At 68.7% G+C, this 21,847-nt stretch carries 27 protein-coding genes; 26 read left to right on the top strand and 1 reads right to left on the bottom strand.

Annotated elements, in window-relative coordinates; genetic code table 11:
- Positions 1–2 precede the first annotated feature (2 nt).
- The 19 genes from rplX (at position 3) to ACTIFV_RS05645 (ending at position 11,792) form a co-directional block, all read left to right on the top strand.
- A complete protein-coding gene (gene rplX / locus ACTIFV_RS05735; RefSeq protein WP_439591805.1) occupies positions 3–362 on the top strand; it encodes a 50S ribosomal protein L24 in 360 nt (119 codons plus the stop codon).
- The gene (rplE, locus tag ACTIFV_RS05730) at positions 362–952 is read left to right on the top strand and encodes a 50S ribosomal protein L5 (protein ID WP_439591804.1); all 591 of its coding nucleotides are present in this window, start codon (positions 362–364) and stop codon (positions 950–952) included. Before rplX ends, rplE begins: the two co-directional genes overlap by 1 nt.
- A 90-nt stretch (positions 953–1,042) precedes the next feature.
- Entirely contained in the window at positions 1,043–1,441 is a 399-nt protein-coding gene (gene rpsH, locus ACTIFV_RS05725) for a 30S ribosomal protein S8 (protein WP_439591803.1), read from the top strand.
- Positions 1,442–1,448: 7 nt separating this feature from the next.
- On the top strand, positions 1,449–1,985 hold the full coding sequence (gene rplF / locus ACTIFV_RS05720) for a 50S ribosomal protein L6 (RefSeq protein ID WP_439591802.1): 537 nt from the start codon (positions 1,449–1,451) through the stop codon (positions 1,983–1,985).
- A 2-nt stretch (positions 1,986–1,987) separates the two neighbouring features.
- Positions 1,988–2,347, top strand: coding sequence for a 50S ribosomal protein L18 (gene rplR, locus ACTIFV_RS05715; protein ID WP_248148529.1), 360 nt, complete (start codon positions 1,988–1,990; stop codon positions 2,345–2,347).
- On the top strand, positions 2,344–3,033 hold the full coding sequence (gene rpsE / locus ACTIFV_RS05710; protein WP_439591801.1) for a 30S ribosomal protein S5: 690 nt from the start codon (positions 2,344–2,346) through the stop codon (positions 3,031–3,033). Before rplR ends, rpsE begins: the two co-directional genes overlap by 4 nt.
- Positions 3,033–3,218: a 50S ribosomal protein L30 gene (gene rpmD, locus ACTIFV_RS05705; protein ID WP_013583998.1), complete on the top strand. Its 186-nt coding sequence runs from the start codon at positions 3,033–3,035 to the stop codon at positions 3,216–3,218. Before rpsE ends, rpmD begins: the two co-directional genes overlap by 1 nt.
- The gene (rplO, locus tag ACTIFV_RS05700; RefSeq protein WP_439591800.1) at positions 3,218–3,895 is read left to right on the top strand and encodes a 50S ribosomal protein L15; all 678 of its coding nucleotides are present in this window, start codon (positions 3,218–3,220) and stop codon (positions 3,893–3,895) included. Before rpmD ends, rplO begins: the two co-directional genes overlap by 1 nt.
- A 98-nt stretch (positions 3,896–3,993) precedes the next feature.
- Positions 3,994–5,316: a preprotein translocase subunit SecY gene (secY, locus tag ACTIFV_RS05695; protein ID WP_439591799.1), complete on the top strand. Its 1,323-nt coding sequence runs from the start codon at positions 3,994–3,996 to the stop codon at positions 5,314–5,316.
- Complete coding sequence (locus ACTIFV_RS05690) at positions 5,313–5,915, top strand: adenylate kinase (protein ID WP_439591798.1); 603 nt, start codon at positions 5,313–5,315, stop codon at positions 5,913–5,915. The genes secY and ACTIFV_RS05690 overlap by 4 nt, the downstream gene beginning before the upstream one ends.
- Before the next feature lie 9 nt (positions 5,916–5,924).
- Positions 5,925–6,764: a type I methionyl aminopeptidase gene (gene map / locus ACTIFV_RS05685; RefSeq protein ID WP_439591797.1), complete on the top strand. Its 840-nt coding sequence runs from the start codon at positions 5,925–5,927 to the stop codon at positions 6,762–6,764.
- A gap of 15 nt (positions 6,765–6,779) precedes the next feature.
- Positions 6,780–7,457, top strand: coding sequence for a DsbA family protein (locus tag ACTIFV_RS05680; RefSeq protein WP_439591796.1), 678 nt, complete (start codon positions 6,780–6,782; stop codon positions 7,455–7,457).
- Positions 7,458–7,606: 149 nt separating this feature from the next.
- Positions 7,607–7,828, top strand: coding sequence for a translation initiation factor IF-1 (infA, locus tag ACTIFV_RS05675; RefSeq protein WP_028496510.1), 222 nt, complete (start codon positions 7,607–7,609; stop codon positions 7,826–7,828).
- Between the two features lie 64 nt (positions 7,829–7,892).
- Positions 7,893–8,009: a 50S ribosomal protein L36 gene (rpmJ, locus tag ACTIFV_RS05670; protein ID WP_005050492.1), complete on the top strand. Its 117-nt coding sequence runs from the start codon at positions 7,893–7,895 to the stop codon at positions 8,007–8,009.
- A gap of 143 nt (positions 8,010–8,152) precedes the next feature.
- A complete protein-coding gene (gene rpsM, locus ACTIFV_RS05665; RefSeq protein WP_439591795.1) occupies positions 8,153–8,527 on the top strand; it encodes a 30S ribosomal protein S13 in 375 nt (124 codons plus the stop codon).
- A gap of 32 nt (positions 8,528–8,559) precedes the next feature.
- The gene (gene rpsK / locus ACTIFV_RS05660; protein ID WP_248148550.1) at positions 8,560–8,958 is read left to right on the top strand and encodes a 30S ribosomal protein S11; all 399 of its coding nucleotides are present in this window, start codon (positions 8,560–8,562) and stop codon (positions 8,956–8,958) included.
- A 142-nt stretch (positions 8,959–9,100) separates the two neighbouring features.
- Positions 9,101–10,090 carry a DNA-directed RNA polymerase subunit alpha gene (locus ACTIFV_RS05655; protein WP_248148552.1) on the top strand — a complete coding sequence of 330 codons (990 nt, stop codon included), beginning with the start codon at positions 9,101–9,103 and terminating at the stop codon, positions 10,088–10,090.
- Between the two features lie 40 nt (positions 10,091–10,130).
- Positions 10,131–10,676, top strand: a complete 546-nt coding sequence (gene rplQ, locus ACTIFV_RS05650) for a 50S ribosomal protein L17 (RefSeq protein WP_439591794.1) — start codon at positions 10,131–10,133, stop codon at positions 10,674–10,676.
- Positions 10,677–10,754: 78 nt separating this feature from the next.
- Positions 10,755–11,792 carry a GNAT family N-acetyltransferase gene (locus tag ACTIFV_RS05645; RefSeq protein WP_439591793.1) on the top strand — a complete coding sequence of 346 codons (1,038 nt, stop codon included), beginning with the start codon at positions 10,755–10,757 and terminating at the stop codon, positions 11,790–11,792.
- 6 nt (positions 11,793–11,798) lie between these two features.
- Here ACTIFV_RS05645 and ACTIFV_RS05640 read toward each other — a convergent pair whose 3' ends face one another.
- The gene (locus tag ACTIFV_RS05640; RefSeq protein WP_439591792.1) at positions 11,799–13,826 is read right to left on the bottom strand and encodes an acyltransferase family protein; all 2,028 of its coding nucleotides are present in this window, start codon (positions 13,824–13,826) and stop codon (positions 11,799–11,801) included.
- A 189-nt stretch (positions 13,827–14,015) separates the two neighbouring features.
- On the opposite strand from ACTIFV_RS05640, the gene ACTIFV_RS05635 reads away from it, so the two are divergent.
- From ACTIFV_RS05635 to glmM, 7 genes are all read left to right on the top strand, one after another.
- Positions 14,016–16,193, top strand: coding sequence for an adenylate/guanylate cyclase domain-containing protein (locus ACTIFV_RS05635; protein WP_439591791.1), 2,178 nt, complete (start codon positions 14,016–14,018; stop codon positions 16,191–16,193).
- Positions 16,194–16,200: 7 nt separating this feature from the next.
- Complete coding sequence (locus ACTIFV_RS05630; protein WP_439591790.1) at positions 16,201–17,631, top strand: mechanosensitive ion channel domain-containing protein; 1,431 nt, start codon at positions 16,201–16,203, stop codon at positions 17,629–17,631.
- 25 nt (positions 17,632–17,656) lie between these two features.
- Positions 17,657–18,493: a tRNA pseudouridine synthase A gene (locus ACTIFV_RS05625; protein ID WP_439591789.1), complete on the top strand. Its 837-nt coding sequence runs from the start codon at positions 17,657–17,659 to the stop codon at positions 18,491–18,493.
- A 146-nt stretch (positions 18,494–18,639) separates the two neighbouring features.
- Complete coding sequence (locus ACTIFV_RS05620) at positions 18,640–19,332, top strand: endonuclease/exonuclease/phosphatase family protein (protein WP_439591788.1); 693 nt, start codon at positions 18,640–18,642, stop codon at positions 19,330–19,332.
- A 186-nt stretch (positions 19,333–19,518) separates the two neighbouring features.
- A complete protein-coding gene (rplM, locus tag ACTIFV_RS05615; RefSeq protein WP_439591787.1) occupies positions 19,519–19,965 on the top strand; it encodes a 50S ribosomal protein L13 in 447 nt (148 codons plus the stop codon).
- Positions 19,966–19,994: 29 nt separating this feature from the next.
- Positions 19,995–20,474, top strand: a complete 480-nt coding sequence (rpsI, locus tag ACTIFV_RS05610; protein WP_439591786.1) for a 30S ribosomal protein S9 — start codon at positions 19,995–19,997, stop codon at positions 20,472–20,474.
- A gap of 15 nt (positions 20,475–20,489) precedes the next feature.
- The gene (gene glmM, locus ACTIFV_RS05605; RefSeq protein ID WP_439591785.1) at positions 20,490–21,845 is read left to right on the top strand and encodes a phosphoglucosamine mutase; all 1,356 of its coding nucleotides are present in this window, start codon (positions 20,490–20,492) and stop codon (positions 21,843–21,845) included.
- Positions 21,846–21,847: the final 2 nt, after the last annotated feature.

Below are 21,847 nucleotides of genomic sequence, written 5' to 3'. Positions count from 1 at the left end.
TCATGGCGAAGATCAAGAAGGGCGACCTGGTTCAGGTCATCTCGGGCGCCAAGCCCGAGCGCGGCGGCGACCGCGGCAAGCAGGGCAAGGTCCTCGAGGTCCTTACCGAGCGCAACCGCGTCATCGTCGAAGGCGTGAACTACGTCACCAAGCACACCCGCGTGGGCCAGACCCAGCGCGGCACCAAGACCGGCGGCATCGAGACGTTCGAGGCCCCGATCCACATCTCCAACGTCCAGCTCGTCGACCCCTCGACCAAGAAGCCGACCCGCGTCGGCAGCCGCGTCGAGGAGCAGACGAAGGACGGCGTGAAGCGCACCGTCCGTGTGCGTTACGCGAAGAAGTCAGGCAAGGACCTCTGATGAGCACTGCAACTGCCGCGCCGACTGGCAAGATCCAGCCGCGCCTCAAGCAGAAGTACAACACCGAGATCAAGAGCGCTCTGCAGGAGGAGTTCGGCTACCCGAACGTCATGCAGATCCCCGGTCTGGTCAAGGTCGTCGTCAACACGGGTGTCGGTGAGGCTGCTCGCGACTCCAAGGTGATCGATGGTGCGGTCGACGACCTCACCAAGATCACGGGTCAGAAGCCCATCGTGACGAAGGCCCGCAAGTCGATCGCGCAGTTCAAGCTGCGTGAGGGACAGGCCATCGGCGCGCACGTCACCCTCCGCGGCGACCGCGCGTGGGAGTTCGTCGACCGCCTGGTGAACCTCGCTCTGCCCCGCATCCGCGACTTCCGCGGCCTGTCGCCGAAGCAGTTCGACGGCAACGGCAACTACACCTTCGGTCTCCAGGAGCAGTCCGTGTTCCACGAGATCAACCAGGACAAGATCGACCGCGTGCGCGGATTCGACATCACGGTCGTGACGTCGGCGAAGACGGATGACGAGGGTCGCGCTCTTCTGCGTGCGCTCGGCTTCCCGTTCCGCAACGAGGACGCTCAGGCCTGAGCAGATGTCCCGGGCTCGACCCGGGGCCGTCATCGTAGGTCGTCTGTCGTGTAACGGCAGCCGAAACCTCATGAACAAAGGAATCAACACATGACAATGACAGACCCGGTCGCAGACATGCTGACCCGTCTGCGCAACGCGAACTCGGCGCACCACGACACCGTGGCACTGCCGAGCTCCAAGCTGAAGACGCACATCGCCGAGATCCTCCAGCAGGAGGGCTATATCGCCGGCTGGGAGGTCAGCGACGCCCGCGTCGGCCAGACCCTCACGCTGACGCTCAAGTACGGCCCGAACCGCGAGCGGTCGATCGCCGGCATCAAGCGCGTCTCGAAGCCCGGCCTCCGCGTCTACGCGAAGTCGACCGAGATCCCCACCGTCCTCGGTGGCCTCGGCGTCGCCATCCTGTCCACCTCCTCCGGTCTCCTCACGGACCGTCAGGCCGAGCAGAAGGGCGTGGGCGGGGAAGTTCTCGCCTACGTGTGGTGACCTGAGAATGTCTCGTATCGGACGTCTTCCCATCGACATCCCCGCCGGAGTGACCATCTCGGTCGACGGCCAGGACGTCGCCGTCAAGGGCCCCAAGGGCGAGCTCGCGCTCACCGTTGCGCGCCCCATCGAGGTCAAGGTCGAAGAGGGCCAGGTGCTCGTCACCCGTCCCGACGACGAGCGCGAGTCGCGTTCGCTGCACGGCCTGACCCGCACGCTCATCAACAACAACATCATCGGCGTCACCCAGGGCTACACCAAGGGCCTCGAGGTCGTCGGCACCGGTTACCGCGTCGCGCAGAAGGGCAGCTCGATCGAGTTCGCCCTCGGCTTCTCGCACCCCGTGCTCGTCGACCCGCCCGCGGGGATCTCGTTCACGGTCGAAGGCAACAACAAGGTCACCGTGAGCGGCATCGACAAGCAGGCCGTCGGAGAGGCGGCCGCCAACATCCGCAAGATCCGCAAGCCCGAGCCGTACAAGGGCAAGGGTGTGCGTTACGCGGGCGAGGTCGTCCGCCGCAAGGCCGGAAAGGCTGGTAAGTAACCATGGCTGTGAAGTCGAAGTCCGACGCACGTTCGCGTCGTCACGCCCGCCTTCGCAAGAAGGTCGTCGGCACCGCCGAGCGTCCCCGCCTGGTCGTGAGCCGCTCGTCGCGTCACGTGTTCGTGCAGCTCGTCGACGACAGCAAGGGCCACACCGTGGCATCCGCCTCGACGCTCGAGGTGGACCTGCGCTCGCTCGAGGGTGACAAGACCGCCAAGGCCCGCAAGGTCGGCGAGCTCGTCGCCGAGCGCGCCAAGGCCGCCGGCGTCACCGACGTCGTGTTCGACCGCGGTGGCAACCGCTACGCGGGCCGTGTCGCCGCGATCGCCGATGGCGCTCGCGAAGGAGGTCTGAACCTGTGAGCGATGCAACAACCAACAACGTGGAGAACGAAGTGACCGAGCAGCCCGCTGCCGCCGCCACCGAGGCGCCCGCCGAGCGTGAGCGCGAGCCGCGTCGCGGCGGTCGCGAGCGCAACCAGAACCAGCGCGACCGCGGTGGTCGCGACGCCGACAAGAGCCAGTTCCTGGAGCGCGTCGTCACGATCAACCGCGTGTCGAAGGTCGTCAAGGGCGGCCGTCGCTTCAGCTTCACGGCGCTCGTCGTCGTGGGTGACGGCAACGGCGTCGTGGGCGTCGGCTACGGCAAGGCGCGCGAAGTCCCCCTCGCCATCTCGAAGGGTGTCGAAGAGGCCAAGCGCAACTTCTTCCGCGTTCCCCGTGCCGGTTCGACGATCCCGCACCCCGTGCAGGGTGAAGCCGCTGCCGGTGTCGTGCTGCTGCGTCCGGCCGCTGCCGGTACCGGTGTCATCGCGGGCGGTCCCGTGCGCGCCGTGCTCGAGTGCGCAGGCATCCACGATGTCCTGTCGAAGTCGCTCGGCTCGTCGAACACGATCAACATCGTCCACGCGACGGTGGAGGCGCTGAAGCAGCTCGAGGAGCCCCGTGCGGTCGCCGCGCGTCGCGGTCTCGAGTTCGACCAGGTCGCCCCCGCCCGTCTCGTCCGTGCCGAGGCCGAGGCCGCGGCTGCTGCGAAGGCAGGTGTCTGATGGCCGAGCGCCTGAAGGTTACGCAGATCAAGTCCAAGGTGAGTGAGAAGCAGAACCAGCGCGACACGCTGCGTTCGCTGGGTCTCAAGCGGATCGGCGACTCGGTCGTCCGTCCCGACGACGCGCAGACGCGCGGCTACGTCAAGACCGTCGCGCACCTCGTGAAGGTTGAGGAGATCGACTGATGGCTGACAAGGCCGAGAAGAAAGACGCCGTCGAGGAGAAGGCCCCCAAGGCCGCCGCGAAGGCACCCGCCAAGAAGGCTGCTGCTCCGAAGGCTGCCGCCGAGAAGAAGGCGCCCGCCAAGGCCGCCGCGCCCAAGGCCGACAAGGCCGAGGTCGCGGACAAGCCCGCAGCGAAGGCTCCGGCGAAGAAAGCCGCTCCCAAGACCGCCGCGAAGAAGGCGGATGCTCCGGCATCCCGCCCCGGTGTGCTCAAGGTGCACCACCTGCGTCCCGTCCCCGGTGCCAACACCCCCAAGACCCGCGTGGGTCGCGGTGAGGGCTCGAAGGGCAAGACGGCCGGCCGTGGCACCAAGGGCACCAAGGCCCGCTACCAGGTCAAGGTCGGCTTCGAGGGTGGGCAGATGCCGCTGCACATGCGCACCCCGAAGCTCCGCGGCTTCAAGAACCCGTTCCGCGTCGAGTACCAGGTCGTGAACCTGGACAAGCTCGCGGAGCTGTACCCCAAGGGTGGCGACGTCACCGTGAGCGACCTCGTCGCCAAGGGTGCTGTTCGCAAGAACGAGAAGGTCAAGGTGCTCGGCACCGGAGACATCGCGGTCAAGCTCACCGTTGCGGTCGACAAGGTCTCGGGCTCTGCCGAGCAGAAGATCGTCGCGGCGGGCGGTTCCGTCAAGTAGTACCTCTCAACGGGGGTCGGAGATCCTCCGGCCCCCGTTGGGTTACCCTGGATGGCGGACGCCGCGCGCGTTCCGGCATCCCCTCTGGAGGCATCCTCTTGTTCAGCGCCATCGCGCGGGTCTTCCGCACTCCCGACCTTCGGCGGAAGATCGCATTCACTCTGGCGATCATCGCCCTGTATCGCCTCGGCGCGCACGTCCCCGCGCCGTTCGTAGACTTCCCCAACGTGCAGGAGTGTCTCCGGCAGTCGGCAGGCACTGACGGCCTGCTCTCGCTCGTGAACCTCTTCTCCGGCGGTGCACTGCTGCAGCTGTCGATCTTCGCGCTCGGGGTCATGCCGTACATCACGGCGACGATCATCGTCCAGCTGCTCCGCGTGGTCATCCCGCACTTCGAGACCCTCTACAAAGAGGGCCAGTCGGGCCAGGCGCGTCTGACGCAGTACACGCGCTACCTCACGATCGCGCTCGCCCTGCTGCAGTCGACCACGCTCGTCACGGTGGCCCGCAGCGGCCAGCTGTTCGGATCCACCGGCGTTCCCGAGTGCGAGCAGCTCCTCACGAACGACGTGTGGTGGGCGCAGCTGCTGATGATCATCACGATGACCGCCGGTACGGGTCTCATCATGTGGTTCGCCGAGCTCGTCACCGAGCGCGGCATCGGCAACGGCATGTCGCTGCTGATCTTCACGTCGATCGCGGCCACGTTCCCCGCGGCCATGTGGGCGATCTGGCAGTCGCGCGGCTTCGAGACCTTCCTCCTCGTGCTCGCGGTCGGCGTCGTCGTCGTGGCACTCGTCGTCTTCGTCGAGCAGTCGCAGCGTCGCATCCCGGTGCAGTACGCCAAGCGCATGGTCGGCCGACGCACGTACGGCGGCACGAACACCTACATCCCGATCAAGGTCAACATGGCCGGCGTCGTGCCCGTCATCTTCGCCTCGTCGCTGCTGTACATCCCTGCCCTCATCGCGCAGTTCAACCAGCCGCAGCCGGGCGAGCCGGTGCCGGGCTGGGTCGCATGGATCCAGCAGAACCTCGTGTCGGGCGACAGCCCGCTGTACATGCTGGTCTACTTCCTGCTCATCATCGGCTTCACGTACTTCTACGTCGCGATCACGTTCAACCCGGTCGAGGTCGCCGACAACATGAAGAAGTACGGCGGGTTCATCCCCGGCATCCGCGCGGGACGCCCCACGGCGGAGTACCTCGACTACGTGCTGACCCGCATCACGCTGCCCGGATCCATCTACCTCGGTCTGATCGCCCTCATCCCGCTCGTGGCGCTGGCCACCGTCGGCGCGAACCAGAACTTCCCGTTCGGCGGCGCGTCCATCCTGATCATCGTCGGCGTCGGCCTCGAGACGGTGAAGCAGATCGACGCCCAGCTCCAGCAGCGACACTACGAAGGACTTCTTCGATGACCCGGCCCTCCCGTCTGCTGATCGTCGGCCCGCAGGGCTCCGGAAAGGGCACGCAGGGCGTCCGGATCGCCGAGGAGTTCGGCATCCCGGTCGTCTCGACGGGCGATGTCTTCCGCGCCAACGTCAAAGAGGGCACGCCGCTCGGACTTCAGGTGAAGGCCATCATCGAAGCGGGCGACCTCGTTCCCGATGCGCTGACCAGCGAGATCGTGCGCGACCGGCTCGCGCAGGACGACGCCGCGGCGGGGTTCCTGCTCGACGGCTATCCGCGCAACCTCGGTCAGGTGCGCGACCTGTCGGCCTTCCTCGAAGGCAGGGGAGAGGCACTCGACGCGGTCATCGAGCTCCAGGTCCCGCGCGCCGAGAGCATCGATCGCCTGACCCGTCGTGCGTTCGAGCAGGGGCGCACCGACGACACCGAAGAGGTCATCGCCAATCGGCTCGCGATCTACGAGACCGAGACGGCACCCATCCTCGACGTCTACCGCGAGCAGGGCATCGTGGACGCGATCGACGGCATCGGATCGCTCGACGAGATCACCGAGCGCATCATCTCGGCGCTCGAGGCGCGCGGCCTGACGCGTCGCGCCGCCGCCTGACGCGCGCCGATGGGCCTTCGCCGTTCGATCTACAAGTCGCCCGCCCAGCTGCGGGCGATGATCGAGCCCGGTCTCATCACGGCCGCGGCCCTCGACGCCGCGCGTGCGCTCATCGCTCCGGGCGTCACGACGGGGGAGCTGGATGCCGCGGCATCCGCCGTCATCACCTCGCGCGGTGCGGTCTCGAACTTCCAGATGGTGCGCGGCTATCGGCACACGATCTGCGCGTCGGTGAACGAGCAGGTGGTGCACGGCATCCCCGGCAGTCGCGTGCTCCAGCCCGGCGACATCGTGTCGATCGACGCGGGCGCCGAGTACAAGGGCTGGAACGGGGACTCGGCCTTCAGCGTCGTCATCCCCGACCCCTCGCGCCCCGATGTCGTCGCCGCGCGCGAGCAGCTCTCGACAGTGACGGAGGGCTCGCTGTGGGCGGGCATCGCCGCGCTCGCCTCGGCCCGGCACATCGGCGAGGTCGGCGCCGCGGTGCAGCACCATATCGAGCAGAACGCGCCCGAAGGCGGGTACGGGATCCTCCGCGACTACGTCGGCCACGGCATCGGGCGCAAGATGCACGAGTCGCCCTCGGTGTTCAACTACCGGGTGGCAGATCCGGGCCCCGAAGTCCGACCCGGTCTGGTCCTCGCGATCGAGCCCATGGTCGTCATCGGCGACCAGGAGACCTTCGTCGAGGACGACGACTGGACGGTCTCGACCACCGACGGCACAGCCGGCGCACATTGGGAGCACAGCGTCGCCGTGCACGATGGAGGCATCTGGGTGCTGACGGCACCCGACGGGGGCGCGGCCGGACTCGCGCCGTTCGGTGTGACGCCGGTCGCGATCGGCTGAGAAGGGGAGAGATCCGTGGCACAAGCGCAGCGCAGGTTCAACTGGTTCGCGGCGGGCATCAGCATCGCCGTCGTCGTGGTGCTGGTCCTCGTGGTCGTGCTCGTCGTGTGGATGAACAACGCGAACTCCGGTGGCGGCCCGCGGCCGGACGGGTCCGGCATCGACTCGGAGACCGGCGCCGTCGTCGTCGGCGACGGCTCGAACTCGATGGACCTCTGGTTCGACTTCTACTGCCCCCACTGCCAGGATTTCGAGGACGAGTACGGCTCGACGGTCGACGATCTGCTGGACCAGGGCGACATCACGCTCAACCTGCACCCGGTGGCGCTGGACAGCCTCAACGCCGCATCCGGCACCGACTTCTCGAAGCGGTCGGCGAACGCGCTGTACTGCGTGGCCGAGGCCGAGCCGAGCGCCGCTTACCCCTTCATGCAGGCGCTGTTCGCCACGCATCCGTCGGGTCCCGGCCAGACCGATGAAGAGCTCATCGCCATGGCGGCGGATGCCGGGGCATCCGGAATCGACTCCTGCGTGAACGACGGCACCTACATCTCGTTCGTCGAGGACCAGACCAAGAAGCTCCCCACGAACCCCGAGACCGGCGGCGCCGGCACCCCGACGGTCATCATCAACGACGAGTTCATCACGCTCACCGGTGACCCGCAGGCGGATCTGGTCGACCGTATGAAGTGACGATCGGATGCCGAGGCGGCGCATTTGCCGAGGCATCCGATATCACGTACTATTGATCTTTGGTGCCTTGCGCCGTCATTGGCGTGTCGGGGCACCGAAAATCCCATCCAACCCGCAGACCGACCGGTCTGCTTTATGTGAGCGAGTGTATGGCGAAGAAAGACGGTGTCATCGAGATCGAGGGCGTCATCTCCGAGGCGCTGCCCAACGCGATGTTCCGCGTCGAGCTGACCAACGGACACAAGGTGCTGGCCACGATCTCGGGCAAGATGCGGCAGAACTACATCCGCATCATCCCCGAAGACCGTGTCGTCGTCGAGCTCTCGCCCTACGACCTCACGCGCGGACGCATCGTCTACCGCTACCGCTAGACCGGTCGAGAAGTAACACCCCAGGCTCCGTCCTGCCCGGTGAAGACAGCGAAGAGAAGAAATCATGAAGGTCAACCCCTCCGTCAAGCCCATCTGCGACCACTGCAAGGTCATCCGTCGCCACGGTCGCGTCATGGTCATCTGCAAGAGCAACCCGCGTCACAAGCAGCGCCAGGGCTGATCGGACGCCGTGGCAGCGCCACGGCCCCGTGACTCACAACTGAAGAACAACGGCAGGATCAGAACCTCTTCGGAGGGGACACCTCGGGCGGGGGCCCGGGCACCGATCCTGCTCCACACCCCCACGACTCCTAGGAGAATCGCATGGCACGTCTTGCCGGCGTTGACATCCCGCGCGACAAGCGCGTGGTGATCGCACTGACCTACATCTACGGTGTGGGCAGCACCCGTTCGCGTGAGATCCTCACCGCGACCGACATCGATGAGAGCATCCGCGTCAAGGACCTCAGCGACGACCAGCTCATCGCCCTTCGCGACTACATCGAGGGCAACTACAAGGTGGAGGGAGACCTTCGCCGCGAGGTCGCCGCCGACATCCGCCGCAAGGTCGAGATCGGCTCGTACGAGGGCATCCGCCACCGTCGTGGCCTCCCGGTGCGCGGTCAGCGCACGAAGACCAACGCGCGCACCCGCAAGGGCCCCAAGCGCACCGTCGCCGGCAAGAAGAAGGCGCGCTAAGGCGCGGCCCCAGGGTTTAGGAGAACACGCACATGGCACAGGCCAAGACCGCCGCGCGCAAGCCGCGCCGCAAGGAGAAGAAGAACATCGCGCTGGGCCACGCCCACATCAAGTCGACGTTCAACAACACGATCGTCTCGATCACCGACCCCACCGGCGCCGTCATCAGCTGGGCGTCGTCGGGCGGCGTGGGCTTCAAGGGCTCGCGCAAGTCGACCCCGTACGCCGCAGGCATGGCCGCCGAGTCGGCCGCCCGTCAGGCGCAGGAGCACGGCGTCAAGAAGGTCGACGTCTTCGTGAAGGGCCCGGGCTCGGGCCGCGAGACCGCGATCCGCTCGCTGCAGGCCGCCGGCCTCGAGGTCGGGTCGATCAACGACGTGACGCCGCAGGCCCACAACGGCTGCCGTCCGCCGAAGCGCCGCCGCGTCTGATTCCGGAGCCGGAGCCTCTTCGCGAGGCTCCGGCGTCCGCACGCTTCCGGATGCCTGGACTCAGGCATCCCTCGAGTAAAACTCAACACCTCACAAAACCGCACGTGTCATATAGCGGGCACGTGATCGAAAGGAACACATAGTGCTCATCGCACAGCGTCCCACCCTGACCGAGGAAAAGGTCGGGGAGTTCCGCAGCCGCTTCATCATCGAGCCGCTCGAGCCCGGCTTCGGCTACACGATCGGCAACGCGCTGCGTCGCAGCCTCCTGTCGTCGATCCCCGGCGCCGCAGTGACGTCGATCCGCATCGACGGCGTCCTCCACGAGTTCAGCACCATCCCCGGTGTCAAGGAGGATGTCACCGAGATCATCCTCAACATCAAGCAGCTCGTCGTCTCGTCCGAGCGCGACGAGCCCATCACGGCCTACCTGCGCAAGACCGGTTCGGGCGAGGTCACCGCCGCCGACATCTCGGCTCCTGCCGGTGTCGAGGTGCACAACCCCGAGCTCGTCATCGCGACGCTCAACGACACCGCGAAGTTCGAGCTCGAGCTCACGATCGAGCGTGGCCGCGGCTACGTCTCGGCGACGCAGAACCGCAACGAGTACGCCGAGGCCGGTCAGATCCCGATCGACTCGATCTACTCGCCCGTGCTCAAGGTCTCGTACCGCGTCGAGGCGACGCGTGCCGGTGAGCGCACCGACTTCGACAAGCTCGTGCTGGACGTCGAGACGAAGAACTCGATCGCCCCGCGCGATGCCGTCGCGTCGGCCGGTCGCACGCTGACCGAGCTGTTCGGCCTGGCCCGTGAGCTCAACGTCGAGGCCGAGGGCATCGAGATCGGCCCCGCGCCGGTCGAGACCGTCCTCTCCAACGAGCTGTCGATGCCGATCGAGGACCTCGATCTGTCGGTGCGCTCGTACAACTGCCTCAAGCGCGAGGGCATCAACACGGTCAGCGAGCTGGTCGCGCTCAGCGAGACGCAGCTCATGAACATCCGCAACTTCGGTCAGAAGTCGGTCGACGAGGTGCGCGACAAGCTCATCTCGCTCGGTCTGTCGCTCAAGGACTCGGTGCCCGGGTTCGACGGCGCGCACTTCTACGGCGGCTACGACGACGAGACCGTCTGAGCCCCCGGTTCCCTCGAATTCTGATCTGGAGTAATTGAGAATGCCCAAGCCCACGAAGGGACCCCGCCTCGGAGGCGGACCCGCACACGAGCGCCTGCTGCTTGCCAACCTCGCCGCGGCCCTCTTCACGCACAAGTCGATCAAGACGACCGAGACCAAGGCCAAGCGCCTGCGTCCGCTCGCCGAGCGCCTGGTGACGTTCGCCAAGCGCGGCGACCTTCACGCGCGCCGCCGCGTGCTGTCGGTCATCGGTGACAAGGAAGTCGTGCACGTCCTCTTCACCGAGATCGCGCCGCTCGTCGCCGACCGTGAGGGCGGCTACACGCGCATCACGAAGGTCGGCAACCGCAAGGGCGACAACGCGCCCATGGCGGTCATCGAGCTCGTGCTCGAGCCGGTCGTCAAGAAGCCGTCCGCCAAGAAGGCCGCCGCCGCCAAGGCCGCGCCCGTCGAGGCCCCGGTCGAAGAGGCCGCCGCCGAGGAGGCTCCCGTCGAGGAGACCGCCGACGCCGGCGCCGAGTCGCCGGAGGAAGGCGCGGCCGCCGAGGCCGCTGCCGAAGACGCCGTCGAGGCCGACAAGGCCTGATCGTCGCAGCATCCGAGACCCGCTCGCCCTCCTGAGGGCGAGCGGGTCTCGTCGTTTCGCGGCGCGTACGCTGGAGAGATGAGCGAGAGGTCCACTGCCGAACGCATCGACGCCCCTGGGGTGATCGAGCTGCCGCGGCATCCCGCTGTCGCGACGTGGCGCCCCGCGACGGACGACGACGTCGACGCCATCACGGACCTCGCCCAAGCAGCCGACCGGGTCGATCACCCGTCGTGGCTCACACCGCGCGAGGACGTGGAGGAGACCTTCGAGTCGTCGTGGATCGACCCGGCGAGGGACACCCTCCTCGGGCTCGACGCCGACGGCCGAGCCGTCGCGCTGGGGGCGGTCGTGGTGCACCCGTCCCGAGAGCATCACCTGCACGCCTACCTCAACGGACGCGTCCACCCGGACTTCCGCGGCCGGGGGATCGGCCGCGAACTGCTGCGCTGGGAGCACGAGCGCACGCTGCAGGCGCTCGTCGAGCTCGACAGCCCGCTTCCCGCGGCGATCTTCGTCTACGCGGAGGAGACCGACACGGCCGCGCGGCATCTCGCGGAGAGACGCGGGCTGCGGGAGGAGCGGTGGTTCTCGACGATGGTGCGCGATCTCGCGCTCGACATCCCTAGGATCGAGCAGACGATGCATGCCGGGGACCCCGCGATCGAGATCGTCGCCTACGACCCCTCGCGCACAGAGGCTGCGCGTCTCGCGCGCAACGACGCGTTCCGCGATCACTGGGGGAGCCTCGAGACACCGCCGGAACGCTGGTCGCAGTTCGTGGAGGGTCCGTTCCTGCGCCCCGATCTCTCGTGGCTCGCGGTCGAGGGTGATCGCATCGTCGCCTTCGCGCTGGGCTCCGTCAACGAGGAGGACTGGGCCGTGCAGGGGTACACGAGCGTCTACATCGACCTCATCGGAGTGACGCGGGATCGACGTGGACGCCGACTCGCGCCCGTCGTCATCACGGCGCTGCTGCGTGCCGCCCGCGCGGCAGGTCTCGAGAAGGCGGTGCTGGACGTCGACACCGAGAGCCCGACCGGGGCGAACAGCCTGTACGGCCGACTCGGCTTCGAACCCACGGAGCGCTCGGTCGCTCTCGTCGCGCACCACTGAGCGCGGCTACTGGATCTGCGTGACCTTCTCGCGCGCACTGCGGTAGAGCCGCTCCTCGAGGTCGTGCTGGACCTGCGCGCGCTGCAGCTCGATCTCGTCGATGGTGGATGCGACGGCGTCGGCGAACACCCGGCCTCCCGCGTCTCCGGGATGGATCTGGTCTCCGGCGAGGAGCTGCGGTTGCGATCCGATCGCACCGGCCCAGTCCACGACGCGTACGCGGGGGTGGCTCTTCGCGAAGGCGGCGAGGTCGGCGTTGACGCCCGGGATCCATGATCGGGGCGCATACGCATTGACGAGCAGGACCGTGCGCTCGGGCCCGGCGACGGCGACCATCCGCTCGAGAGACGGGATGTTCACGGGCCCGTTGGTGCCGAGCGCGAGCACGACGTACGGGCGGAGGGCGCCCGCAGCGGCGAGGTTCTCGAGGATTCCCGGACCGGCATATGTCGATCGCGAGACGGCGGCGTCGATCTGGATGCCCGGGTACCTCGCGAGCAGCGCCGGTGCGGACGCGAGCATGACCGAGTCCCCGACCGCCGTGATCTGGTCGCCCGTGACGACGGCCGGGGTCACCTCGTCGACGGGATCCGGGGCGTCCTCCTCTGCCGCGGGAAGCTCGGTCGGCGCCGGAGTCGGCGCGGTCGACGGGGATGCCGACTCGAGCGCCTCGGCGCCTGCCGTCACGGCCGCCTCGACGGAACCCATCTCCGGCGCCGACGCGATGGCCGCCGAGGTGCCGCCGGCCACCATGAGCGTCGCGGCGACGGTCGCGAGCGCCCCGAGGCGGGCGTCGGGCGATCCTTTCAGTCGTCGGCCCAGGGCGCGCGCCGAGCCGCGGAAGCCGAGACGACGGATGGGGGCTTCGACCCCTCGATAGGAGAGCTCGGCGATCACGAGTGTCAGGGCGAGCACCGCGGCGCCCAGCCACGGTGAGAAGCCGACCTCGGGGCCGGTCCCCTGCACGGCGGCCACGACGAGCACGAGGAGCGGCCAGTGCCACAGATAGATGCCGTACGACCGGTCGCCGATCCACCGCAGCAATGGACGATCGATGGCAGGACCGAATCCCGACCCCGGCCAGACGGACGCCGCGATCGCGACGGCGCTCAGGAGGCTCGCGGCCACGAGCATCCCGGGGAACGTCGTCGCGGTCGGCGTCGCGGGCACGAAGGCGACGACGAAGAGGCCGATGAGGGCCACCGTGCCGATCGCGCCGGTGACGCGTCGGGTGCGCAGCTGCGCCGTCGTGTCGCGAACGAGGGTCACGACCCTCCAGCCGCCGGCGAGCAGGATCGGCGACTCTGCGCGCAGCGCCGCGACGCGCAGCACCCGCTCGAGGGCGAATGCGAGACCCACACCGAGCAGGATGCCGAAGGCGTGCGTGTCGGTGCCGAAGTAGCCGCGGGTGACGGCGCCGGATGCCGTGACCGACGCCATCCACGCCGCGGAGGCCCCCGCGAGCAGGAGTGTCGCACCGACCCGCCCCCACGTGCGCGGGATCAGGAGGAACAGCGGCAGGACGAGGGGCCAGATCACATAGAACTGCTCTTCGACGGCGAGCGACCAGAAGTTGCGGAAGAGCTCGGGGGCCGCGAGGCCGAAGTAGTCGGCGTTCCCGGCGATCGAGATCCAGTTGTAGCTGAACGTGAAGGCGCCCAGGACCTGCTCTCCGACCCGCAGCAGAACGTCCCCGCCGATGAGCCAGGCGGCCGTCGCGCAGACCGTGACGACCAGCGCCAGTGCGGGGAGGAGCCGGCGGGCGCGTCGGATCCAGAAGGCCCCCAGTCGGATGCCGCCGGTCGCCGCGTGCTCGCGCAGCAGCAGGGTCGTGATGAGGAATCCGCTGATGACGAAGAAGACGTCGACGCCGATGAATCCACCGGGGAACACCGACGGCGGGAACAGGTGATAGGCCACGACGAGCGAGACCGCGATGGCCCGCAGGCCGTCGAGCCCGGCGTACCGGCGACCGGGTACGCCTCTGCGATCCGCTTCGCGGAGTGGCGCAGGCGTGGTCGTGCGGGACGTCATCTCGGGTTCCATATCGGGAGAGGACAGTCTACGTCGGGCGTGCGCGCGGTCCGCCGGTCGCACGGGCGCGCCGCGACGGCGGACGCGGACTCTATCCGTGGCGGTGGGCCGAGCGCTAGGGTGTCCCCATCCTCGGCACCGGCGAGGATGGGGACCGGTCGTGCGCGACGCGCACGACGAGGAGCGCGAGTGTCGGAGCAGACCGCACCTGCCGCGGCATCCACCCCGTGGGTGGGGACGCCGCGCGTCCGCTCGCGCGCGGGCCTGTCGATCTACTCGATCCTGCTCATCATGCTCCTGTCGGTGAGCGTGCTGTCGAGCATCGTCGTCGGCGTCATCGGATATCTCAACGGCACCGAGGCGCTGCGCGCGATCGCGTACGAGAAGCTCGTCGAGATCCGTGAGAACCGCGCGCGCGAAGTCGCCCAGCTCTTCACGACGATCGAGAACTCGGTGCGCCTGAGCGCGATCAACGAGACGAGCAGGCAGGCGGCTGTCGCGTTCAGCGAGGGGTACGAGCAGCTCCGGGAGCAGGGCACGGACCCCGCGATCGACGACGCCGTCGGCGCGTACTATCGCGATGTCTTCGCGTCGAAGCTCTCCGCGTCGACGGGCGAGCCCGTGGACGGCTCGACGTTCGCGCCGCGAGACGCGGCGGCTGAGTACCTCCAGTACAACTACGTCATCCCGTACGACTCGTGGGAGGACGCGATCCGGACGGATGACGCGGGCGACGGCAGCGCGTGGTCGGCGGCGCATGCCCTGTACCACCCCTACTTCCGGGCGATGACGGCGCTCAACGACTTCGAAGACGTGCTCATGATCGACACGACGGGCAACGTCGTCTACTCCGCCTTCAAGGGGGTCGATCTCGGCGTCAACCTGCTGGAGGGCCCATACGCGCTGTCCAATCTGGCCGAGGCCTATCGCACGGTGATGAGCGGGAACATCGTCGGCGACGTCGTGCTCGCCGATTTCGCCGCCTACAGCCCCAGCCTCGGCAGTCCCGCGGGCTGGGCGGTCACGCCGATCGCCACGGACGGCGAGGTGATCGGAGCACTCGCGATCGAGCTGCCGATCGATCGCATCAACGACGTCATGACCGTGGGCGGCGACTGGGCGCAGAACGGCCTCGGCGAGACGGGTGAGACCTACCTCGTCGGCCGCGACGGCAAGATGCGGTCGATCTCGCGCGAGCTGTACGACGACCCCGAGTCCTACGAGAAGACGGCGCGCGAAGCCGGACTCTCGCCCGAAGCCGCGGCCCTCATCGTGCGAAACGGCGACACGCTGCTGCAGCAGACCGTGGCCGGGGGTGCGATGACGAAGGCCTTCGCGGGCGACTCGGGCACGCTGCTCGAGCGCGACTACCTCGGCCGCGACAGCATGATCGCGTATGCGCCGCTCGGCGTCGGAGACCTGGGCTGGGCGATCGTGGCGCAGGAGACGTCGGCCGAAGCGCTCGTGCCCGTCGAGGACTTCACGCGCAACCTCATCCTCTCGACGGCGGGCATGATCATCTTCGTCTGCCTGCTCTCGCTCGTTCTGGCGCAGGTCTTCGTGCGCCCGCTGCGTCGCCTCAAGACGGCGGCGCGACGCATCGCTGCGGGCGAGGAGGGCGTGCAGGTGGACGCGGGATCCAGCGACGAGCTCGCCGATGTCGCGACCGCGTTCAACGACATGAGCCGCAGCCTGCAGGTCAAGTCGAACCTCATCGAAGAGCACGAGAAGGCGAACGAGCGGCTCATCCTGTCGTTCATGCCCGAAGGCATGGCCGACCGCTACAAGCACGGAGACGACGCCATCACGCAGGACAGCGAGGACGTCACCGTCGTCTTCGCAGACATCGTGGGCTTCGAGGCGCTGTCGCTCACACTGTCGTCGGAGGAGTCCATCGCGAAGCTCAACGACCTCATCCGCACGTTCGACGAAGCCGCCGAGAAGCACGGGGTCGAGCGCGTGCGCACGACCCGGCAGAGCTACCTCGCGAGCTGCGGTCTGGCGACGCCCCGCGTCGACAACGCGCGCAGGGCCGTCGAGTTCGCGATGGAGCTCGACGCCATCCTGGAGCGCTACTCGGCGCAGCAGGGGGTCGAGCTGGGCCTGCGGGCGGGCCTGGATTCCGGAAAGGTCACGAGCGGGCTCATCGGTCGCGCGCGGGTGGTGTACGACATGTGGGGGGATGCCGTGAACCTCGCATTCCGGGTGCAGGGGGACTCGGCCGAGCCGGGCATCTTCATCACGCAGCGCGTCGCCGACCGCATCCCCGACACCATCGGGATCGTCCCTTCGGGTGAAGTCGAGACCCAGACCGGCACTCAGCGCGTGTGGCGGATCGAGACCCCCGTGCCGGTGGCCGAGGGCTGAGGCATCCGTGGCCGACATCGTCTCGCAGCCGTGGTTCTGGCCGGCTGTCATCGTCTCGGTGGGGCTCCCGCTCGCGCTGATCGGACTGACCGAGCTGCACAACATGCTGGCGCGGCGGGGGAGCCGGGCCGCGCCCATCGTCGCGATGGTGCGCAACTATCTCGTCCCCGTGGCGGGTGTGCTGGTGCTCATCAGCCAGCCGGGAGCGTGGGAGGGCGAGGGCACCTGGCCCCGCGTGATCTGGACGATCTTCGGGCTCCTCGTGATCGTCGTGACGATCAACGCGCTCAATCACCTCGTCTTCCATCGCGCCGAGAAGGGATCCTGGCGCGACCGATTCCCGACGATCTTCAGCGACCTCATCCGCTTCGTCTTCATCATCGTGGGCGTCGCCGTGCTCTTCGCGTGGCTGTGGAACGCGGACGTGGCGGGCATCTTCGCCGCGCTCGGCGTGACGTCGATCGTGGTCGGTCTCGCGCTGCAGAACGCGGTCGGCTCGATCGTCTCGGGGCTGTTCCTCATCTTCGAGGCGCCCTTCGAACTGGGCGACTGGATCGATGCGGGCGGCGTGCGGGGGCAGATCATCGAGGTCAACTGGCGGGCGGTGCATCTCGACACGGGCAACGGGATCGTCATCATCCCCACGGCGAACCTCGCAGGCGGATCGTTCACCAACCTCACGCGGTCGAGTGATCCCTACGCGGCCGTCGTGGATGTCGCGTTCGCCACCGACGACGCGCCGCTGCGTGTGCGCGGACTCCTCGTCGACGTCGCCCGCGACATCCCGCTCGTGTCGCCGGACCGCGACGCGACGACGTCGACTCTCGGCGGCTCCGTGTACCGCGTGTCGATCCCGCTGCAGAGTCCGGGGGATGAGGGGGCGGTCGCGGACGCGTTCTCGACGCGGCTCTGGTACGCCGCGCGCCGCGCCGACCTGCACCTGGACGGCGACCTGACGGACGACTGGAACACCCCGAGCCGGCTCCAGGACGCCCTGCACCAGATCGCGCCGCTGCTGAGCCTGCGACCGGCTGATGCCGAAGCGCTCGCCTCCGAGGCGCGGCTCGAGCGCTACAGCGTCGGGGAGGTGCTGCTGCGCCCGGGCATCGTCCCGACGACGACGCGCTTCATCATCGCGGGTCGCGTGATGCTCGGCATCCCGACCGAAGCGGGTTTCGTTCAGGTCACCGAGCTCGCGCGCGACGACGCCGTGGGTCTCACCGCGCTCACGCGCACCCCGACGATCTCGCGCGCCGTCGCCCTGACCGAGCTCGAGGTCGTGTCCGTGCCGGTGACGGTGCTCGACGACGTCGTGCGCGCGCACCCCGTCCTCGCCCGCGAGATCGTCCGCGAGTCCGAGAACCGCGTGCGGCTCGCGCAGGCCGCGCTCTCGGCCGTCGGCGAATCGCTCGGCCCGGGCCGCTCGGTCTTCGGCTGAGAGCGCTCGGCGTAGGCTCGGTGCCGTGCGCATCCGCCTCGACATCGCCTACGACGGCACGAACTTCCGGGGCTGGGCGAAGCAGCCGGGCCTGCGGACGGTCCAGGGCACCCTCGAGGACGCCCTCGCCCGGGTACTCGGAGGCGAGCCCCGTCTCGTGGTCGCGGGGAGGACGGATGCCGGGGTCCACGCGTCCGGGCAGGTGGCGCACCTCGACCTCGACGAGGGCCAGGCTCGGCGACTCGAGGCGCGGCGCGGCGGCGCATCCCCCGTGGAAGCCCTCGCGCGGCGCCTGACGGGCGCGCTGGGCGCTTACTCCGATCTCGCGGTCCTGCGGTCCGTCGAGGCGCCCGAGGGCTTCGACGCCCGCTTCTCGGCGGTATGGCGCCGGTACTCCTACCGCCTGGCCGACGCCACGGCCGGCTACGACCCCCTCGAGCGCCTGCGGACGACGACGGTGCGCCCCGCGCTGGACGAAGGGGCGATGGATGCCGCGGCCCGCTCGCTGCTGGGACTGCACGACTTCGCCGCGTACTGCAAGCCGCGCGAAGAGGCCACGACGATCCGCACGCTCCTCGAGTTCGACTGGCATCGGGATGCCGCGGGCATCCTCGTCGCGAACGTCCGAGCCGACGCGTTCTGCCACAGCATGGTGCGCGCGCTCGTCGGCGCGTGCGTCGCCGTCGGGGAGGGCAGGCTCGACGCCCTCGACCTCGCCGCGATCCGCGACGGGCTCGACCGCGTGCCCGAGGTCAAGGTGCTCGCCGCGCGCGGCCTCACCCTCACGGAGGTCGGCTATCCGTCCGACGACCTGCTCGCGGCACGGGCGGCGCAGACGCGGGCGCGCCGCGACGCGGAGTGACGGCGGCCAACGTCGAGAACTCGTGCAGTGCCGGGCCCGGGCGTTCTCCTGCGGGCTGTGCGGCAACGGAATGCCGGCTACGGGTCTTCTGTGTGTTCGTCAAGGGACATCCGTCGGCCACGTGCGCGCCGTATGGTGGACTCGTCATGAGGGTGATTTCGTACAACCTGCGCAAACACCGCGCTGCGGGCGAGCTCGAGGCGCTCGTCGAGCGCTACAGCGCCGACGTCCTGTGCCTGCAGGAGGCCGACACCGCCGACATCCCGACCCGCATCGGCGGACTCGTGCTCGCCGACGCCACGTCGCGCAATCGCCTGGGGCTGGCCGTCTACTATCGCGAGAACACGTACCGCGCACTCGAGGTGCGCGCCCTCGCGCTCAAGAAGTCCCTGCACGATCGCGTGCTCAAGCCGGCAGAGGAGCGACTGCTCGGCGTGCGGCTGCAGGACATCGACGACAACCGACAGGTGATCGTCGCGTCGTTCCACGCCGCGCCGCTCACGGCCCTCAACTCGCTCCGGCGGCACCAGATCCGCACCGCGCTCACCGAGCTCGGGCAGCTCGGCGAGGGGCTGCCCGCTCTCATGGTGGGCGACTACAACTACCCGGTCTTCAAGGAGAATCTCGGGCAGAAGGTGCGCGAGCAGGGCTACGAGCTCACCCTGAGCGACGCGCGCACGTACACGCGCTACCGGTTCTTCCGGGGCCACTACGACTTCGCGACCTCGATCGGATTCGACATCGACAAGGTGCGCACGCTCCCGCAGGGTCTCAGCGACCACCTTCCCATCCTCGTGACCGCCGAGGTGTCGGCGGCTCTCGCGCACGGCGCCGCCTGAGGCGGATGAACGGGCGGTTTGGGCGCAGCATCCCGATGCCGTAGTATTGACCCTTGGTGTCCGTGCCCTGCTGGCCGGCATCGCGAACGTGAGCCCTCCACTGGCGTCTTGCCCCCTCTCGGGCGGCAAGCACCCCGGAGTGGGATTCACGAACCTCTCCGTTCGAATCAAGAAAGCAGCACTACTGTGACGCGCACTTTCACTCCCAAGGCCGCCGAAGTCCAGCGCGACTGGCTGGTCATCGACGCGACCGACGTCATCCTCGGTCGTCTCGCCTCGCACGCCGCCGCCCTCCTCCGCGGAAAGCACAAGGCGACCTTCGCGAACCACATCGACTCGGGTGACTTCGTCATCATCATCAACGCCGACAAGGTGGCGCTCTCGGGCAACAAGCTCGAGCAGAAGAAGGCCTACCGCCACTCGGGCTACCCGGGCGGCCTGTCGTCGGTCACCTACGGCGAGCTGATGGAGAAGAACCCCGTCCGCGCCGTCGAGAAGGCCGTCCGCGGCATGCTCCCCAAGAACAGCCTGGGTGCGGCCCAGCTGAAGAAGCTCAAGGTCTACCGCGGCGCCGAGCACCCTCACGGTGCCCAGCAGCCGACCACGTACACCCTCGACCAGGTCGCCCAGTAAGCGCCGCACCGAAACCTAAGGACAACCTCGTGGCGAACATCGAAGAGACCACCGATTCCAACTACTCGACGGAGACCCCCGTCGACCAGACCGCCGTCGCGGTCGAGCGCCCCGTGCTCTCGGTCCCCGGCGCAGCCGTCGGCCGTCGCAAGGAGGCGATCGCGCGCGTGCGCATCGTCCCGGGCTCCGGCGTCATCACCATCAACGGCCGCACGTTCGAGGACTACTTCCCGAACAAGCTCCACCAGCAGCTCATCACCGACCCGTTCACGGTGCTGAACCTCACCGACGCGTACGACGTCGTCGCGCGCATCTCCGGTGGCGGCCCCTCGGGTCAGGCCGGCGCCCTGCGCCTCGGCATCGCCCGCGCCCTCAACGAGATCGACGCGGAGAACAACCGCCCGACCCTCAAGAAGGCCGGCTTCCTCTCGCGCGACGCCCGCATCAAGGAGCGCAAGAAGGCGGGTCTCAAGAAGGCTCGCAAGGCTCCTCAGTACTCGAAGCGCTAAAGCGAGTCCGATCCGATGCCGCTGTTCGGCACGGACGGCGTGCGGGGGCTGGCCAACGGCCCCCTCACCGCCGACCTCGCTCTCACCCTGGCCCAGGCGACCGCGGTCGTCCTGGGCCAGGGCCGTACCGCCGAGGCGCGCAAGGCCGCGGGCAAGCGACTCACCGCCGTCGTCGCCCGCGATCCGCGCATCTCGGGTGAGTTCCTCGCCGCCGCCGTCTCCGCCGGTCTCGCTTCATCCGGCGTCGACGTCCTCGACGCCGGCGTCCTGCCCACCCCGGCCGCCGCATTCCTCATCGCCGACCGCGACGCCGACTTCGGCGTCATGGTGTCGGCATCCCACAATCCCGCGCCCGACAACGGCATCAAGATCTTCGCGCGCGGCGGCGTCAAGCTGCCCGATGTCGTCGAAGAGCGGATCGAGCACGCGCTCACTCAGCCGAAGCTGCAGCCCACGGGCGCCGCTGTCGGCCGCATCAGCCGCTTCGCCGATGCGGAGGACCGCTACGTCGTCCACCTGCTCGCCTCGCTGCCGCACCGGCTCGACGGCCTGCACGTCGTGCTCGACTGCGCGCACGGCGCGGCATCCGGAGTCTCTCCCGAGACGTTCCGGGATGCCGGCGCCCGGGTCACCGTCATCGGAGCCGACCCCGACGGCCTCAACATCAACGACGGCGTCGGGTCGACCCACCTCGAACAGCTCGCGGAGCACGTCGTCCGCGTCGGCGCGGACGTCGGCATCGCGCACGACGGCGACGCCGACCGCTGCCTCGCCGTCGACGCGACCGGCCGCATCGTGGACGGCGACCAGATCATGGCGATCATCGCGGTCTCGATGAAGGAGCGCGGCCACCTGAAGGACGACACGCTCGTGGCGACCGTCATGAGCAACCTCGGCCTCCACCGCGCGATGGATGCCCAGGGCATCCGCGTCGAGCAGACCGCCGTCGGCGACCGCTATGTCCTCGAGCGCATGAACGAGGGCGGCTTCTCGCTCGGCGGCGAGCAGTCGGGCCACGTCATCATGAGCGAGTACGCCACGACGGGCGACGGCCTGCTCACGGGCCTGCACATCGTCAGCGAGATGGCCCGCACGGGCAAGACCCTCGCCGAGCTCGCATCGGTCATGACCGTCTATCCGCAGGTGCTCATCAACGTCAAGGGCGTCGATCGCACCCGCGTCGACGACGACGGCGTCGCGGAGGCCGTCGCGGCCGCGACGGCCGAGCTGGGCGATTCCGGTCGCGTGCTGCTGCGCGCGTCGGGCACCGAGCAGCTCGTGCGGGTCATGGTCGAGGCATCCGACGCGCTCGTCGCGCAGCAGATCGCCGAGCGTCTCGCCGATGTCGTGCGCGAGCGTCTGTCGGTCTGACG

Source organism: Microbacterium sp., from assembly GCF_051860965.1.
Lineage (GTDB): Bacteria > Actinomycetota > Actinomycetes > Actinomycetales > Microbacteriaceae > Microbacterium.
Note: the sequence above shows the minus strand (reverse complement) of the source record. Positions and strands in the feature narration are given on the sequence as shown.